Here is a 15,514-nt window from a genome sequence, read left to right as displayed (position 1 = left end):
TAGCTAATCCTTGGCCCCGCCATCCGCTGTGTCCAGGCCGAGCCGGTGCCACCCGCGGACCGCCAGCGGGACGTGCCACTGCCGCCGCCAGGCCGTGACCCGGAAGGCGAAGACGACGGCTGCCACGGCTCCGCCGGTTGCCGCGTTAAAGGTGCCGGTGACGGAGAGGACCATGGTCAGGGTTGCGCCCGCAAAAGCAGGCAGCGCATAAAGATCCTTGGGGTCGAACAGCTGTGGAACCACATTGGCCGTGATGTCCCGGAGCAGGCCGCCGCCCACCGCCGTCGTGACCCCTAGGAGCAGCGCCGCAACGGGGTGCATCCCGGCTGACAAGGCCTTGAGGGTGCCGGTAATGCAGAACAGCGCCAGTCCGCCGGCATCAAAGAGGACCAGTAGCGAGGTGAAACGCTGGACGCTGGAGAACAGGAAGTACACCAGCACGGCGGCGAGCAACGGTGGCACCAGGTATGCCGGGTTGGTGAATGCGGCGGGCGGTCCGGCGTTGATGATGATGTCACGGATGACGCCGCCGCCCAGGCTCACCACGGAGGCCAGCAGCAGGGAACCGATGATGTCGAACTGCTTGCGGGCCGCGAGCAGGGAGCCGGAGACCGCGAAGAAAAAGACACCGGCGAGGTCCAGCCAGACCAGGACAAGGCTGAAGGAAAGAGTCATGGAGGGTCCCGGTCGAGTCTCGTGAGGGCGGATAGGGCGGCTCCAAGGTTACGCTAACGGCTATGAATAGCCCCATCCTGATCGCCTGCGCCCACGGCACCTCCAGCACCGCGGGCGCCGCCGAAGTCAACGCCCTCCGGGACGGGATAGCCGCGCTGCGCCCGGGGCTCGACGTCCGCGAGGCCTATGTCGATGTCCAGAACCCCGATCTGCCGGCCGTCGTCGCGGGCCTGCCGGCCGGGGCGACCGCCGTCGTTGTTCCGCTGCTGCTAAGCGTCGGGTACCACGTCAAGGTCGACATCGCCCGGGCGGCGAAGGACCGCGCCGGCACCCGCGCCGCCGCTCCGCTGGGACCCGATCACCGCCTCGCAGCCCTGCTGGACCGGCGGCTGCGGGAAGCCGGCGTCACCGACAACGACGCCGTGGTCCTCGCAGCAGCGGGTTCCTCCGACCCCACCGCGGCGCAGAACGTCGAGGAACTCGCGGGCCAGCTCCGCACCCTGCGTTCGAACCGGATCGTGGCCGCGTACGGCTCGGCCGCGAAGCCGTCAGTGCCTGAGGCTGTGGCCATGCTCCGTGCGGAAGCTGCAGGCGGAGCAGGCGCGGGGGAGTCCGCCGGAGCAGTGGACCTGGGTGGCCGCGTGGTCATCGCCGCGTACCTGCTGGCCCCGGGATTCTTCCACGACCAGCTTGCCAAGGCCGGCGCTGACCTGGTCACGGCAGCACTTTTGCCGTCACCGGTGCTCGCGGAAATTGCCTTGGAACGCTACGATGCCGCCCTCGCGGCAGGCACCTGAACCGGCTCCGCCAGCGCCGTCGCAATGGCCCGGGAGGGCGCCGGAATTCTGCCCCGGACATACACAGCTGCAGTGCCACTTCAAGGCTCGCCGATGCTTCGTGACGATTTGTTGCCCAAGGTGACCCCGCGTTTCTGAGCCTTTGTGACGTCATTACGGGCCGCCCTACAGTCGATCCATGACTGATACAGCTCTAGCCGGAGCGTCCCCGGACCAGGCTGACCCAAGCCGCACCAAGCGCCCCACCTCCCGCCCCGCCGCAAAGCCGCACGGGCAGTGGAAAGTCGACGGCACCGCGCCGCTGAACGCCAACGAAACCTGGAAGCAGGAAGACAGCGGCCTGAACGTCCGCGAGCGCATCGAGTCCGTCTACGCCAAACACGGCTTCGATTCGATCGACGGCACCGACCTGCACGGACGCTTCCGCTGGTGGGGCCTCTACACCCAGCGCAAGCCCGGGATCGACGGCGGCAAGACCGCCACCCTTGAGCCGCACGAGCTCGAAGACAAGTACTTTATGCTGCGCGTGCGGATCGACGGCGGCGCGCTGAGCACCGGACAGCTCCGTGTCATCGGCCAGATCTCCGTCGACTTTGCGCGCGGCTCGGCCGACCTCACCGACCGGCAGAACATCCAGCTGCACTGGATCCGGGTCGAGGACGTCCCGGAGATCTGGCGCCGGCTCGAATCGGTGGGCCTGTCCACCACCGAAGCCTGCGGAGACGTTCCCCGCGTTATCCTCGGCTCACCGGTCGCCGGCATCGCCAAGGACGAGATCATCGACCCGACGCCGCTGATCCACGAGCTCGCCGAGCGCTTCATCGGCGACCCGGAACTTGCCAACCTGCCGCGCAAATTCAAGACCGCCATCACCGGCCACCCCAGCCAGGACGTGGTCCACGAAATCAACGACGTCGCACTTGTGGGCCTGGTCCACCCGGAGCTCGGGATCGGCTACGACCTTTGGGTGGGCGGAGCGCTCTCCACCAACCCCATGCTGGGCAAGCGGCTGGGCGCGTTCGTCCGCCCGGATCAGGCGGCCGACGTCTGGCTCGGCGTCACCAGCATCTTCCGCGACTACGGCTACCGGCGGATGCGCACCAAGGCGCGGCTGAAGTTCCTGCTGGCCGACTGGGGGCCGGTGAAGTTCCGCCAGGTCCTCGAGGAGGAATACCTCGGCTACCAACTCGACGACGGCCCCGCCGCGCCCAAGCCGTCCAGCCCGGGGGACCACATCGGCGTGCACGAACAGAAGGACGGCAGGTTCTTCATCGGCGCCACCCCGCTGGCCGGCCGGCTCTCCGGCAGCCAGCTGGTCACGCTCGCTGACACCCTGGAAGCCCGCGGCTCGCGGCGGCTGCGCACCACACCGCACCAGAAGCTCGTGGTCCTCGACGTGGCCAAGGACCAGGTGGAACCGCTCGTCGCGGAACTGGACGCCTTGGGCCTCTCCGCCAGGCCCTCCGTGTTCCGCCGCGGCACCATCGCCTGCACCGGCATCGAATACTGCAAGCTCGCCATCGTCGAAACCAAGGTAACCGCGGCCACCGCCGTCGCCGAGCTGGAACGCCGCCTCGCCGACCTCGTTGAGTCCCGGCAGCTCCCGCAGGCACTGTCGCTGCACATCAACGGCTGCCCCAACTCCTGCGCCCGGATCCAGACGGCCGACATCGGCCTTAAGGGCATGATGCTTCCCACACCCGACGGCGACCCCACCCCGGGTTTCCAGGTCCATCTTGGCGGCGGGCTGGCTTCCCTCGACCGCGAGGAAGCGGGCCTGGGACGCACCGTCCGCGGCCTCAAGGTCACCGCCGGGGACCTGCCCTATTACGTGGAGCGTGTGGTCCGGAAGTTCGTGGCCGACCACTCCGAGGGCCAGACGTTCGCCGAGTGGGCTTTCGCCGCCGAGGAGGGTGATCTGCAGTGAGCCCCCAACCGCTGCGCAGCCACGAGGAGCTTAGGATCCTCGCCGAGTCCGGTGCCGCCGAGCTCGGCTGGGACGCCGCGGCGCGGGAGGTTATTGCCTGGGCGGCGCGGCACTTCGAGCTGCCCGCCGTCGCCGTCGCCTGCTCCATGGCCGACGCCGTCCTCCCCGCGCTCGTCTCAGACCAGCTTCCCGGCGTCGACGTCCTCTTCCTGGAGACCGGGTACCACTTCCCGGAAACCTACGCGACGCGCAACGAGGTGGCAGCGAACCTGCGCGTTAACGTCGTCGACGTGCTGCCGGAGAACACCGTGGAGCAGCAGGACCGGCTCCTGGGCAAGGACCTCTTCGCCCGCGACCCCGCCCAGTGCTGTGCGCTGCGCAAAGTCGCGCCGCTGCGCCGTACCCTCGCCGGTTACGAACTCTGGTTCACCGGCGTCCGCCGCGACGAAGCCCCCACCCGCACCAACACCCCGCTGGTCAGCTGGGACGAAACCAACGGCCTGGTCAAGGTCAACCCGGTCGCCGCCTGGAGCTTCGACCAATTGGTCCAGTTTTCCGACGACAGTCTCCTGCCCGTCAACCCCTTGCTGTCGCAGGGCTACCCGTCCATTGGCTGCCAGCCCTGCACCCGCAAAGTGGCGCCGGGTGATGACCCCCGCGCCGGACGCTGGGCAGGAACCGACAAGACAGAATGCGGACTACACGTATGAGCAATGTTGAGACTTTCGTGGCCGGCTACGCCTCCACAGCAGATGCCGCCCCCGCCCCTGCGCGGGACGGCGATGCTGCAAGCAGCATCGCGTCCCGCTCCGACAGGCCCGATGCCACTCCCGGGGCGGCATCTGCTGCTCCGGCTCTGCCGCCGGGTGACCTGAGTTCTGCAGCTCTGCTGTCGGCCCGCCTGTCGTCTTTGGACACATTGGAGTCCGAGGCGATCCACATCATCCGCGAGGTTGTTGCCGAGTTTGAGAAGCCGGCACTGCTGTTCTCCGGCGGCAAGGATTCCGTGGTGATGCTGCACCTGGCCACCAAAGCGTTCTGGCCCGGGAAAGTGCCGTTCCCCGTGCTGCACGTAGACACCGGGCACAACTTCCCCGAGGTTATCGAGTTCCGCGACCGGACCGTGCAGCGGCTGGGCCTCAAGCTTGTCGTCGGCTCCGTCCAGGAGTTCATCGATTCCGGCGAGCTGGCCGAGCGTGCCGACGGCACCCGCAATCCGCTGCAGACTGTGCCGTTGCTGGCCGCGATCCAGCGCAACAAATTCGACGCCGTCTTCGGCGGCGGCCGCCGGGACGAGGACAAGGCCCGGGCCAAGGAACGAATCCTGAGCCTGCGCGACGAGTTCGGCCAGTGGGATCCGCGCAACCAACGGCCCGAGCTGTGGAACCTGTACAACGGCCGGCACACCGTGGGCCAGCACGTCCGGGCCTTTCCGATCAGCAACTGGACGGAGCTGGACATCTGGCGCTACATCGAGCGGGAAGACATTGAGCTGCCGGGCCTGTATTACGCCCACCGCCGCGAAGTTTTTGCCCGCGACGGCATGTGGCGTGCGGTCGGCGAGGTCTCCGGGCCCCGCGACGACGAAGAGGTCATCACCAAGACCGTGCGCTACCGGACCGTCGGCGATATGTCCTGCACCGGCGCCGTTGAATCGGCTGCCGCCACCGTGCGCGACGTTGTCATCGAAGTTGCCGCTTCCACCATCACCGAACGTGGCGCCACCCGGGCCGATGACCGCATTTCCGAGGCCGCCATGGAAGACCGCAAGAAGGATGGCTATTTCTAATGAGCACGGAAACTCTTATCCCGGGCCTGGACCTGGCATCCGCGGCGCTGCCCGCCACGCTGTTCCGCTTCGCCACTGCCGGCTCGGTCGATGACGGCAAATCCACCCTGGTGGGCCGGCTGCTGCATGACTCGAAGGCGATCCTCGCCGATCAGCTCGACGCCGTTGCCCGCACCTCCGCGGACCGCGGGTTCGGCGGGGCAGGCGCCACCGGCACTCAGGCCATTGACCTGGCGCTGCTGACCGACGGCCTGCGCGCCGAGCGGGAGCAGGGCATCACCATCGACGTCGCCTACCGGTACTTCGCCACGGACCGCCGCAGCTTTATCCTCGCGGACTGCCCCGGCCACGTGCAGTACACCAAAAACACGGTGACCGGCGCGTCCACTGCGGACGCCGTTGTTGTGCTCATTGATGCCCGCAAGGGTGTCCTGGAGCAGACCCGCCGGCATATGTCCGTGCTGCAGCTGCTCCGGGTGGCGCACGTGATCGTCGCCGTGAACAAAATCGACCTGGTGGACTTCAGCGAGGCCGTGTTCCGCGAACTCGAAGCGGACGTGCAGCGGGTGGGCCGGGAGCTGGGGCTCGGTTCCGATGGCATCGCTGACCTCATCGTCATCCCGGTCTCCGCGCTCGACGGGGACAACGTTGTGGACCGCTCCGAGCGCACGCCTTGGTACTTCGGCCCGGCGCTGCTGGAAGTCCTGGAGACCCTGCCCGCCGCCGACGAAATCGAAAGCCACCTGGAAAGCTTCCGTTTCCCGGTCCAACTGGTCATCCGGCCGCAGGGCGCACTCGCTCCCGACGCCGTCGCCGGTGGTCTTGATCCCGCTGCGTACCGGGATTACCGTGCCTACGCCGGGCAGATCACCGAAGGCTCGGTGAAGCTGGGGGACCGGGTCAGCGTCCTGACTCCGGGGCAGGCAACGCGCACCACCACCGTGGCTGGCATTGACTTCGCCGGGCAGGTACTGAGGGAGGCTGTGGCCCCGCAGTCCGTCGCGCTGCGGCTCGCCGACGAGTTCGACGTCGCCCGCGGCGACACGATTGCGGCGGCGGGGCCTGGCGGTGGCAAAATACCGCAAGCTTCGGCTGACCTCTATGCCGCGCTGTGCTGGCTGTCGCCGAAGCCGCTCCGCGAGGGAGCCAAGGTGCTGGTCAAACACGGCACCCGCACCGTCCAGGCACTGGTGCGCAACGTGACCGGAAAACTGGACCTCGCCGACTTCCAGCTGGAGCCCACCACCACCCTTGACCTAAACGACATCGGCCACGTCCAGCTGCGGCTCTCCGCTCCGCTGCCGTTGGAGAACTACGGGAACCACCGCCGCACCGGCGCGTTCCTGGTAATCGATCCGCAGGACGGCAACACCCTCGCCGCCGGCCTCGTCAAGGACCACCCCGGCGACCACGAGGACGAACGCTACTCGATCTGAGGGCTGCTCCGCCGACTGCCTGCCAGGTCGCCGGAAACCTGCGGGGTCGCCGCAAACTTCCGGCGACCCCGCAGGTTTCCGGCGAATTCGCCGCTGACCAGCTGTTATGGCGCACCCCGATGACGACGCGTATGGACTGGCCGGCACCGTGGCCTTGTATGCCCGGAATCCGGAGTTCCGGTTCATCCTGATTCACGCCACCGACGGCGGCGCCGGGGAGATCGCGCCCGGCGTCGAGGTTCCAGCCGGGGGATTGGGCGAATTCCGGCGCCGGGAGGACGACGCCGCGTGGCAGGCCCACGGCCGGCCCCCGGACCGGCATAACTGGCTTGGCTACCCGGACGGCGGGGTGGCGGCTGTGCCGTTGGCGGAGCTCGCGGGAAGGGTCGCGCGGATCTTGCGGGAGGAGCGGCCGCGGGTGGTGTGTACCTTTGGCCCGGATGGCATCACTGGACACCCCGATCACATTGCCACCGGGCGGGCCGCCGACACCGCCTTTCACCAGGTCCGCAGCGAAGGTGGCGCCGGGATGGAACGGCTGCTCCACGGCGCGATGCGCGAATCTACGTTCCTGCGCTGGAACATGGCACGCCTCAAGCACGGCCTGGAGCCGTGGGACCGGGAGCGCGTTTACCACTTGCGCCCGGTGCCGGACGAGACCATCGGCGTGGAAGTCGATACGCGCGCCGTGGCAGGCAACGTCCTTGCCGGCCTGCGGGAGCACCGGACCCAGCGGCACGTCATCATGGCTGACACGCTCACCCGTGAACAGCAGTTGCGGGTCCTGGGCCGGGAGTCGTACGTGCTCGCCTGGCCACCCCGCCAGTCCGGCGCGCCGCTGCTGGCCGACATCTTCGCGGCACTCTGACGGTCCCACCGGTCCGGCCGTCTTCTCCGGCCGCAGCGGGAGCCTCGCTCACATGTGACGCCGCATGAACCCGCATGACCCCGGGTTTCCGGACCGTTGAACCCTGTCCCGGGCGGTCCCTATGGTGAACCAATGACACCTACGGATCGGATCTCCTACGCCACCGGGAAGAGTCCCGGAACCACCCGGATCGTCGCCGGTGAAGCTGCTATGCCCAGGCGCAAGCGCACGCTGGAGATCAGCCTGGCTGCCGGCCTCGTGCTGCTGATCGGGGCAGGTGCTGCCGTGGCTTCGACGGCGTCCCGCAACACTGAAGCCGCCCCCGCAGCGGCGGTTTCCGACACCCCCGCCGCAGAACTGCGGCTCGGTTACTTCGGCAACATCACCCACGCCCCGGCCCTCGTAGGCGTCAACAAGGGCTTCATTGCCAAAAACCTCGGCGGGACCAAGCTCAGCACCCAGGTGTTCAACGCCGGCCCGGCCGCGATCGAGGCCCTCAACGCCGGCGCCCTTGACGCCACCTACATCGGCCCCAACCCGGCCATCAACTCCTACGTCAAGAGCAAAGGCGAATCGATCAGCATCATCGCCGGTGCCGCATCCGGTGGAGCCCAGCTGGTGGTCAAACCCGAAATCACCTCGGCTGCGGACCTGGCCGGCAAGAAGCTCGCGACGCCGCAGCTCGGCGGCACTCAGGACGTGGCCCTGCGCGCCTGGCTGGGCACGCAGGGCTACCGGACCAACACCGACGGCAGCGGCGACGTCGCGATCAACCCCACCGAGAACGCGCAGACGTTCAAGCTGTTCCAGGACGGCAAGCTCGACGGCGCGTGGCTGCCGGAGCCCTGGGCTTCCCGCCTGGTGCTCCAAGCCGGCGCGAAAGTCCTCGTTGACGAAAAGGAACTCTGGGACGGGGCACTGTCAGGGAAGCCCGGCGAGTTCCCCACCACCGTCCTGATCGTCAACAAGAAGTTTGCCGCCGAGCACCCCGGCACCGTCACGGCCCTGCTGAAGGGCCACGTCGAATCCGTGGACTGGCTCAACGCCGCCCCCGCCGCGGAGAAGGCCGCGGTCCTCAACGCCGCGCTCAAGGACTCCGCCGGCGCCGCCCTGCCCGCCGATGTGATTGACCGGTCGCTCACGAACATCGTCTTCACTGTCGACCCGCTCGCCGGAACCTACAAAAAGCTGCTCCAGGACGGGGTTGCGGCCGGAACCACCACCCAGGCCGACATCAGCGGCATCTTCGAGCTCACTGCCCTGAACAGGGTCCTGGGCGGGGATGCCACGGGGACGAAGATCTCCGCACCCGGATTGGGCAGGGACCAGCCGGTTCCCGGCACCGGCTCCGCCCCAACAAGATAGGACCTGACCATGCCAGTCGTACTCGAACACCTGGGCAAGCGCTTCGGCGACAGCGCCCCGGTGCTGGATGACGTCAACGCCAGCATCGGGCAGGGCGAATTCGTCGCCCTGCTCGGTGCCTCCGGCTGCGGCAAGTCCACCCTGCTGAACATTATGGCGGGACTGGAGGCCCCGACGTCGGGCGCCCTGGAGGTGCCGAGCGACGGCGCCGCGTTGATGTTTCAGGACGCGGCACTCTTCCCCTGGCTCACGGCCCGGGAAAACATCGAGCTGGCACTGAAGCTGCGCGGCGTCGGGAAAGCCGCGCGCCGGATCAAAGCCGACGACCTCCTGGACCTGGTGCACCTGGCCGGCTCGGGGGACAAACGCCCGCACGAGCTCTCCGGCGGCATGCGGCAGCGGGTGGCCCTGGCCCGCTCGCTCGCCCAGGACCGGCAGCTGCTCCTGATGGACGAACCTTTTGCAGCCCTGGACGCGATCACCCGCGACCTGCTGCACGATGAGCTGGAGCGGATATGGAAGGAAACCGGCCGCACCATCATTTTTGTCACCCACAACGTCCGCGAAGCCGTCCGGCTGGGCCAGCGCGTGCTGCTGCTCTCCTCCCGGCCCGGCCGCGTGGTGCGGGAGTGGCAAGTCAGCGAAGAGCAGCGCACCGACGCCGGGCTCGCCGGCCAGCTCACCGGCGAAATCACCGCCCGGCTCCGCGAGGAGATCCGCCGCCATGCCAAGTAAACAATCGTCCCTGGCTGAGCCGGGGGACACCCGCCACGTCACCGCGGCCCTGACCCGCTCCTCCACCGGCCCGGCCGAACTTCGGGAGCTTGAGGCTGGCCTGGACTCATTGCAGTCCGATGCCGTGCGCCGGGCGGGCGTCGACTGGAGCCGGATCCTGCTTCCGCTGGCCGCGATTGTGGCCTTGATCCTTGTCTGGCAGCTGTACGTGTTGATGGGCTTTAAGCGGCAGGACCTGGTGCCCGGCCCGCTGGACGTGATGGCCCAGTTCGGCCGGCTCTGGGCAGAGGGCAAGCTGCAGGAAGCGCTCTGGACCTCGCTGCAGCGCGGGCTCATAGGATTCCTGATCAGCGTGGCCATCGCGACCCCGGTCGGTCTGCTGCTGGCCCAGGTCGCCCCGCTGCGGCGCGCGTTCGGCCCCTTGATCTCCGGGCTGCAGGTGCTGCCGTCGGTGGCCTGGGTGCCCGCCGCCATCATCTGGTTCGGCCTCACCGACGCCACCGTCTTCTTTGTGGTGTTTATGGGCGCGATCCCCTCGATCATCAACGGGCTGATTTCGGGTGTGGACCAGATTCCGCCGCTGTACCGCAGTGTCGGAAAAGTGCTGGGCGCGTCCCGGGTCCAACTGGCCCTGCAGATCATCCTCCCGGCAGCACTGCCCGGGTACCTGGGCGGTCTCAAGCAAGGCTGGGCCTTCTCCTGGCGCTCGCTGATGGCCGCGGAGATCATCGCCGTCGGAGGCAGCATCGGCTTTGGCCTTGGCTCACTCCTGGACCAGGGCCGTGTGTTGTCGGAGATGACCATGGTGATGTCCGCGATCCTGCTGATCCTCGCCGTCGGCATCCTGATCGAACTGCTGGTGTTCGGCCCGATCGAAAAACGGCTGCTCCGCCGCCGCGGACTCCTCACGGGCAGTACCCGCTAGGCCGGCACCCCGCGTTGCTGTTGTCTGGTGGGTGCGCCGGCGGCTGCTCCGCCGTCGGGCTGGCATCTGGCAGACTGACGGCATGACCGTGAGTTTCGTCTGCCGCACCGAATCAGTCCTGCCCAAGGAACAGTTGTTCGACCGGGCGCGCAGCATCGACGTGCACGTGGACACGATGGCTTCTTCGGGCGAGCGGGCCGTTGCCGGGGTCACCGAGGGGCTCATCGGCGCGGGCGGGGAAGTGACCTGGCGGGCACGGCACTTCGGCGTTCCCCTGACCATGACCAGCCGCGTGACAAGCTTCGACTACCCGACGTGGTTCGTGGATGAGCAAGTAGAGGGGCCCTTCAAGGCGTTCCGCCACGTCCACGAATTCGCGTCAAACGATGCTGGGGCCGTTATGACGGATCGGATTGAATTCTCGGCACCCTTTGGACCGCTGGGCTGGCTTGTCGAGCGGCTTATCCTGCGCCGCTATCTGCAACGCCTTATTGCGGCTCGCGGGATCCTCCTCGCGACGCCTTGTCCGGACCCCGGGACCGGCCTACACTCGCGGCTATAGGCCGGTATGCGGCCCTTCCAGCCCAATTCCAAGGAGACAGCCGTGGCGCCAAAATACGGAGTGCTGGCACTGGTCGAAGCCAAGCCGGGGAAGGAACGCGACGTCTGGGACTTCCTCAACGGGGGCCGCGAGATAGTTCTGGCCGAGCCCGGCACGCGGACCTGGTATGCCTTCCGGGTCAACGAGAACAGCTTCGGCATTTTCGACACGTTCGACACCGAGGAGGACCGGCAGGCCCACCTCAACGGAGCCATCCCCGCGGCCCTTGGCGAACACGGGCCCGAGCTGCTGGCCAAGGACCCCGACATCAAACTGATCGAGCTCATCGCAGTTAAGTAGATCCATGGCTGCCCTGACGGCTACTGGATGACCCGGACCGCAGCGAAGCCCCAGGTTACGCCTCGTTACCCCGGATGAACTGGTGTTTCCGCACCGTTGTTCCACCCTGGAACGCCGCCCTATCGTCGATGCATGGCAATTCAGGACATTTACCCCACGGCGCTGCGCCTCCTCGGCCGCCCCGTGCTGGTGGTCGGCGGTGGCCCGGTCGCCGCGCGCCGCGCCAAGGGACTGCTCGACGCCGGTGCCCGGGTCACTGCCGTTGCCCCCGTGGCCTGCCCGGCCCTGACAGAGCTGTCCGACGCCGGGCTCCTCGACTGGGCTCCGCGGGCGTACCGCAGCACCGACGTCGACGCCGTCTGGTTCGTCCAGACCGCCACCGGGGATGCCACCGTTGACGCGCAGGTAGCGGCCGACGCCGAGGCGCAGCACATCTGGTGCGTCAACGCCTCCAACCACGAAGCCTCGGCCGCGTGGACGCCCGCCGTCGCGGTGGTGGACGACGTGAAGATCGCTGTGAACGCAGGGGGAGACCCGCGCCGCGCCATGGCACTGCGTGACGCCGTCGCCACCGCCCTCGAAACCGGGGACCTGCCGCTGCGCCGCCGGCGGGAAACTCCGGGCTCCGTGGCCCTCGTGGGCGGCGGCCCCGGCGACTCCGGACTTATCACCGTCCGCGGCCGGCGGCTCCTGGGCCAGGCCGACGTTGTTGTCGCGGACCGGCTGGGCCCGCGCGAACTCCTGGCCGAACTGGCCCCCGACGTTCGGGTGATCGAGGTCGGCAAGTCCCCCGGCCACCACCCTGTCCCGCAGTCCAACATCAACCGGATCCTGGTGGATGAAGCCCTGGCCGGGCACCGGGTGGTCCGGCTCAAAGGCGGCGATCCCTACGTCCTGGGCCGCGGCGGCGAGGAGGCACAGTTCTGCCGGCAGCACGGCGTCGAGGTTGAGGTGGTTTCCGGCGTCACCTCGGCCATCTCGGTTCCGGCCGCCGCCGGCATCCCGGTCACGCACCGCGGGCTGGCCAAGGGCTTCAGTGTGGTGACCGGCCACGAGGAACTCGCCGAAGTCCCGGCCCGTGCCGACCACACAGTGATCCTGCTCATGGGCGTGGGCCAGTTGCGCGAGTCAGCGGCTTCCCTGGCACGCGGCGGTTTGCCTCCGGGGACACCTGTTGGCATCGTAGAGAATGGATACCTGCCCAACCAGCGGGTGACCATCGGAACGCTCGGGACCATCGCGGACCAGGCGGAGGCCGCAGGCGTTGCGAACCCCGCCGTGATCGTGATCGGTGACGTGGTCCGCGTCAGCCCGTTTGCGCCGTCGCACTTTAAGACCGCGGACTACAGCACCACCGCCCCGAACGCCCCCCGCGTCCTGACCAAGTAGCCCCGACCCGTAGCCTCACCCAACTGACTCGCAGTTGAGGTCGTTATGAGCCCGCAAAACGACCTGAACTGCGAGTCAGTTGGGCCGTGACAGAAAAAAGGAACACAGCCGTGTCAACGAACAGCCCTGCAGGAACTGCCGCTCGCCCGCTGCGCATCGCCATTGTCGGCTCCGGACCCGCCGGTGTGTACGCCGCGGACATCCTCACCAAAAGCGAGGCGGTCAAGAGCGGTGGGCTTACGGTGAGCATCGACCTCTTCGACCGCTACCCGGCACCCTATGGGCTGATCCGCTACGGCGTGGCACCGGACCACCCGCGCATCAAGGGCATCGTCAACGCCCTGCACAAGGTCCTGGACCGCGGCGACATCCGCTTTTTCGGCAACGTGGACTACGGCACTGACCTGTCCCTGGCGGACCTGCAGAGTCATTACGACGCCGTCATATTCGCCACCGGCGCCATCAAGGACGCGGACCTGAACATTCCGGGGATCGAGCTGGAGGGCTCCTACGGCGGCGCCGACTTCGTCTCCTGGTACGACGGCCACCCGGACGTCCCCCGGGAGTGGCCGCTCCAAGCCAGTGAAGTTGCCGTGATCGGCAACGGCAACGTGGCCCTGGACGTGGCCCGGATGCTCTCCAAGCACGCCGACGACCTCCTCAGCTCCGAAATCCCGGACAATGTCTACGCCGGGCTGAAAGCCTCCCCGGTCACCGACGTCCATGTCTTCGGCCGCCGCGGGCCGGCCCAGGTGAAGTTCACCCCGCTGGAGCTGCGCGAACTCTCCCACTCCAGGGACGTCGACATCATCCTCTACGCCGAGGACTTCGAGTTCGACGCCGAATCAGACCGCCAGATCCAAAGCAACAACCAGACCAAGACCATGGTGGGAACGCTCACCAACTGGATCGCCGGGCAGCCGGAGGACCTGAGCGAACTCACATCCTCCCGCCGCCTGCACCTGCATTTCCTGCACAGCCCGGTGGAAGTGTATGACGACGCGGACGCCCCGGGCCGTGTCGCCGGGATCAGATTCGAACGCACCGCGCTGGACGGTACCGGCAACGCCCGCGGCACCGGTGAGATCATCGACTACCCGGTCCAGGCCGTCTACCGCGCCATCGGCTACTTCGGTTCGGCCCTGAACGAGGTCGGCTTCGACCACGGCAAGGGTGTTGTGCCGAACGACGGCGGCAGGGTCCTGGATGCGTCCGGCGCCCGGATGCCGGGCATCTACGCCACGGGCTGGATCAAGCGCGGCCCGGTCGGGTTGATCGGGCACACCAAGGGCGACGCCCTCGAAACCGTGACGCATCTGCTGGCGGACCTCGAAAAGCTGCCGCCGGCCGCAGCACCCGCGCCGGACGCCGTCGTCGAACTGCTGCAGAACCGGGGCGTGCAATACACCGGCTGGGAAGGCTGGCTGGCGCTCGACGCGCACGAGCGGTCCCTGGGCGAAAAGGCGACCGCCGACGGCGGCTCGCACGGCGTCGAGGTCGCCCGCGAACGCATCAAGGTGGTCCCGCGTGCGGCCATGGTCCGGATTTCCCGCGACGGGGTGGCCGCGGAAGTCTGACCGCCAGCTGGCCCCGCATTGTCCTGGAGGGGAATTTTCGACGTGTAGTCAGTAGGCTTACCGTCATGGATGAGCAACTCACGCCAGCGGCCCGCCGATGAGGCTCCGTCGCAGCAACGCGTCCGGGCGCGGTTACCGGCGTCTCGCGTCCGGGACCGGCTTCAGCTACAAGGACCTGGACGGCTCCACCCTGGCTGCCGGGCAGGTGCGCGATCGGCTGGCAAGCATCGGCATCCCGCCGGCCTGGACGGACGTGTGGATAGCCCCGTACGACAACGGGCACATCCAGGCCACCGGGCTGGACGCGGTCGGCCGGCGCCAGTACATCTATCACCCAAGCTGGCGGGAGAAAAAAGACCGGCTGAAGTTTGACCGGGCGCTGCAGCTCGCGGAAACCCTACCGGCCGCTCGCCGGCTCGTTACCTTGGACCTGCGCTCCGAGGGCCTCGCCCGGGAGCGGGTGCTGGCGGCCGCCTTCAGGATGCTGGACAGCGGCTCGCTGCGGGTTGGCTCGGAGCGGTATACCAACGAGAACGGCAGCCACGGCCTCGCCACGCTGCTCTGCGCCCACGTCCGCGTGAGCAAGGACGAACTGCGGCTCAGTTTCCCCGCCAAGAGCGGCCAGGCCTGGGAATCGCGGATCAACGACGCCGACCTTGCCGCCGTCGTTCGCCAGCTCAAGCGCCGCGGCGGCAAGGCCCGCCTGCTGGCGTACCGGGACGGACGGAGCTGGCATCCCGTGTCAAGCGCCGAGATTAACCAGTACGTCAAGGAACGCACCGGCCAGGACTTCACCGCCAAAGACTTCCGGACCCTGCGCGGAACGGTGGCTGCCGCCGCCAGCCTGGCGCGGAGCGGTCCGCAGCCAAAGGTTTCAGCCCGGAAGCGCGCGGTGAGCCGGGCCATGGTGGATGCATCGGATGTCCTCGGTAACACTCCGTCGATCGCCCGGAAAAGCTACGTAGATCCCCGGCTGCTGGACCACTTTGCCGCGGGGGAGACGATCGACCCGAAGCGGCCGGACTCCGCCGAGTCCGAGGTCCGGGCCCTGTTGTACCGCGAGGGCGACGTCGTCGCGCTGCGCTGACGCCGTGCGCTGCGGCGCTGGCGCTGACGCCGTGCGCTGCGGG

15 protein-coding genes are annotated in these 15,514 nt (G+C 68.1%); 14 read left to right on the top strand and 1 reads right to left on the bottom strand.

Annotation, left to right across the window (positions count from 1 at the left end; all coding sequences use genetic code 11):
- Positions 1-3 precede the first annotated feature (3 nt).
- A complete protein-coding gene (locus tag QK287_RS00350) occupies positions 4-675 on the bottom strand; it encodes a trimeric intracellular cation channel family protein (RefSeq protein ID WP_282358575.1) in 672 nt (223 codons plus the stop codon).
- A 62-nt stretch (positions 676-737) separates the two neighbouring features.
- On the opposite strand from QK287_RS00350, the gene QK287_RS00345 reads away from it, so the two are divergent.
- The 14 genes from QK287_RS00345 to QK287_RS00280 all read left to right on the top strand — a co-directional run bounded on the left by QK287_RS00345 (position 738) and on the right by QK287_RS00280 (position 15,471).
- Positions 738-1,472, top strand: coding sequence for a CbiX/SirB N-terminal domain-containing protein (locus QK287_RS00345; RefSeq protein WP_282358574.1), 735 nt, complete (start codon positions 738-740; stop codon positions 1,470-1,472).
- 178 nt (positions 1,473-1,650) lie between these two features.
- Complete coding sequence (locus QK287_RS00340; protein ID WP_282358572.1) at positions 1,651-3,399, top strand: nitrite/sulfite reductase; 1,749 nt, start codon at positions 1,651-1,653, stop codon at positions 3,397-3,399.
- On the top strand, positions 3,396-4,109 hold the full coding sequence (locus QK287_RS00335; RefSeq protein WP_282358571.1) for a phosphoadenylyl-sulfate reductase: 714 nt from the start codon (positions 3,396-3,398) through the stop codon (positions 4,107-4,109). The genes QK287_RS00340 and QK287_RS00335 overlap by 4 nt, the downstream gene beginning before the upstream one ends.
- A complete protein-coding gene (gene cysD, locus QK287_RS00330) occupies positions 4,106-5,188 on the top strand; it encodes a sulfate adenylyltransferase subunit CysD (protein ID WP_282358570.1) in 1,083 nt (360 codons plus the stop codon). Before QK287_RS00335 ends, cysD begins: the two co-directional genes overlap by 4 nt.
- Positions 5,188-6,624, top strand: a complete 1,437-nt coding sequence (locus QK287_RS00325) for a GTP-binding protein (protein WP_282358568.1) — start codon at positions 5,188-5,190, stop codon at positions 6,622-6,624. Before cysD ends, QK287_RS00325 begins: the two co-directional genes overlap by 1 nt.
- Positions 6,625-6,730: 106 nt before the next feature.
- Positions 6,731-7,492, top strand: coding sequence for a PIG-L family deacetylase (locus QK287_RS00320; protein WP_282358566.1), 762 nt, complete (start codon positions 6,731-6,733; stop codon positions 7,490-7,492).
- 132 nt (positions 7,493-7,624) lie between these two features.
- Positions 7,625-8,857, top strand: a complete 1,233-nt coding sequence (locus tag QK287_RS00315; protein ID WP_282358565.1) for an ABC transporter substrate-binding protein — start codon at positions 7,625-7,627, stop codon at positions 8,855-8,857.
- Between the two features lie 9 nt (positions 8,858-8,866).
- On the top strand, positions 8,867-9,592 hold the full coding sequence (locus tag QK287_RS00310) for an ABC transporter ATP-binding protein (RefSeq protein ID WP_226775697.1): 726 nt from the start codon (positions 8,867-8,869) through the stop codon (positions 9,590-9,592).
- A complete protein-coding gene (locus QK287_RS00305; protein ID WP_282358563.1) occupies positions 9,582-10,517 on the top strand; it encodes an ABC transporter permease in 936 nt (311 codons plus the stop codon). Before QK287_RS00310 ends, QK287_RS00305 begins: the two co-directional genes overlap by 11 nt.
- Positions 10,518-10,599: 82 nt before the next feature.
- Positions 10,600-11,079, top strand: a complete 480-nt coding sequence (locus tag QK287_RS00300) for an SRPBCC family protein (protein ID WP_282358562.1) — start codon at positions 10,600-10,602, stop codon at positions 11,077-11,079.
- Positions 11,080-11,121: 42 nt separating this feature from the next.
- A complete protein-coding gene (locus QK287_RS00295) occupies positions 11,122-11,418 on the top strand; it encodes an antibiotic biosynthesis monooxygenase (protein WP_226775694.1) in 297 nt (98 codons plus the stop codon).
- A gap of 132 nt (positions 11,419-11,550) precedes the next feature.
- Complete coding sequence (gene cobA, locus QK287_RS00290) at positions 11,551-12,807, top strand: uroporphyrinogen-III C-methyltransferase (RefSeq protein ID WP_282358561.1); 1,257 nt, start codon at positions 11,551-11,553, stop codon at positions 12,805-12,807.
- 110 nt (positions 12,808-12,917) lie between these two features.
- Positions 12,918-14,384, top strand: coding sequence for an FAD-dependent oxidoreductase (locus tag QK287_RS00285; RefSeq protein ID WP_282358560.1), 1,467 nt, complete (start codon positions 12,918-12,920; stop codon positions 14,382-14,384).
- A 97-nt stretch (positions 14,385-14,481) separates the two neighbouring features.
- On the top strand, positions 14,482-15,471 hold the full coding sequence (locus QK287_RS00280; protein ID WP_226775691.1) for a DNA topoisomerase IB: 990 nt from the start codon (positions 14,482-14,484) through the stop codon (positions 15,469-15,471).
- Positions 15,472-15,514 lie beyond the last annotated feature (43 nt).

Source organism: Arthrobacter sp. AL05 (genome assembly GCF_029960715.1).
GTDB lineage: Bacteria > Actinomycetota > Actinomycetes > Actinomycetales > Micrococcaceae > Arthrobacter.
Note: the sequence above shows the minus strand (reverse complement) of the source record. Positions and strands in the feature narration are given on the sequence as shown.

Bases quoted from the DNA above. Each gene is read 5' to 3' on its own strand.
- QK287_RS00340 (WP_282358572.1), top strand. From the start codon at position 1,651: ATGACTGATACAGCTCTAGCCGGAGCGTCCCCGGACCAGGCTGACCCA.
- QK287_RS00280 (WP_226775691.1), top strand. From the start codon at position 14,482: ATGAGGCTCCGTCGCAGCAACGCGTCCGGGCGCGGTTACCGGCGTCTC.
- QK287_RS00310 (WP_226775697.1), top strand. From the start codon at position 8,867: ATGCCAGTCGTACTCGAACACCTGGGCAAGCGCTTCGGCGACAGCGCC.
- QK287_RS00315 (WP_282358565.1), top strand. From the start codon at position 7,625: ATGACACCTACGGATCGGATCTCCTACGCCACCGGGAAGAGTCCCGGA.
- QK287_RS00300 (WP_282358562.1), top strand. From the start codon at position 10,600: ATGACCGTGAGTTTCGTCTGCCGCACCGAATCAGTCCTGCCCAAGGAA.
- QK287_RS00325 (WP_282358568.1), top strand. From the start codon at position 5,188: ATGAGCACGGAAACTCTTATCCCGGGCCTGGACCTGGCATCCGCGGCG.
- QK287_RS00305 (WP_282358563.1), top strand. From the start codon at position 9,582: ATGCCAAGTAAACAATCGTCCCTGGCTGAGCCGGGGGACACCCGCCAC.
- QK287_RS00320 (WP_282358566.1), top strand. From the start codon at position 6,731: ATGGCGCACCCCGATGACGACGCGTATGGACTGGCCGGCACCGTGGCC.
- QK287_RS00345 (WP_282358574.1), top strand. From the start codon at position 738: ATGAATAGCCCCATCCTGATCGCCTGCGCCCACGGCACCTCCAGCACC.
- cobA (WP_282358561.1), top strand. From the start codon at position 11,551: ATGGCAATTCAGGACATTTACCCCACGGCGCTGCGCCTCCTCGGCCGC.
- cysD (WP_282358570.1), top strand. From the start codon at position 4,106: ATGAGCAATGTTGAGACTTTCGTGGCCGGCTACGCCTCCACAGCAGAT.
- QK287_RS00350 (WP_282358575.1), bottom strand. From the start codon at position 675: ATGACTCTTTCCTTCAGCCTTGTCCTGGTCTGGCTGGACCTCGCCGGT.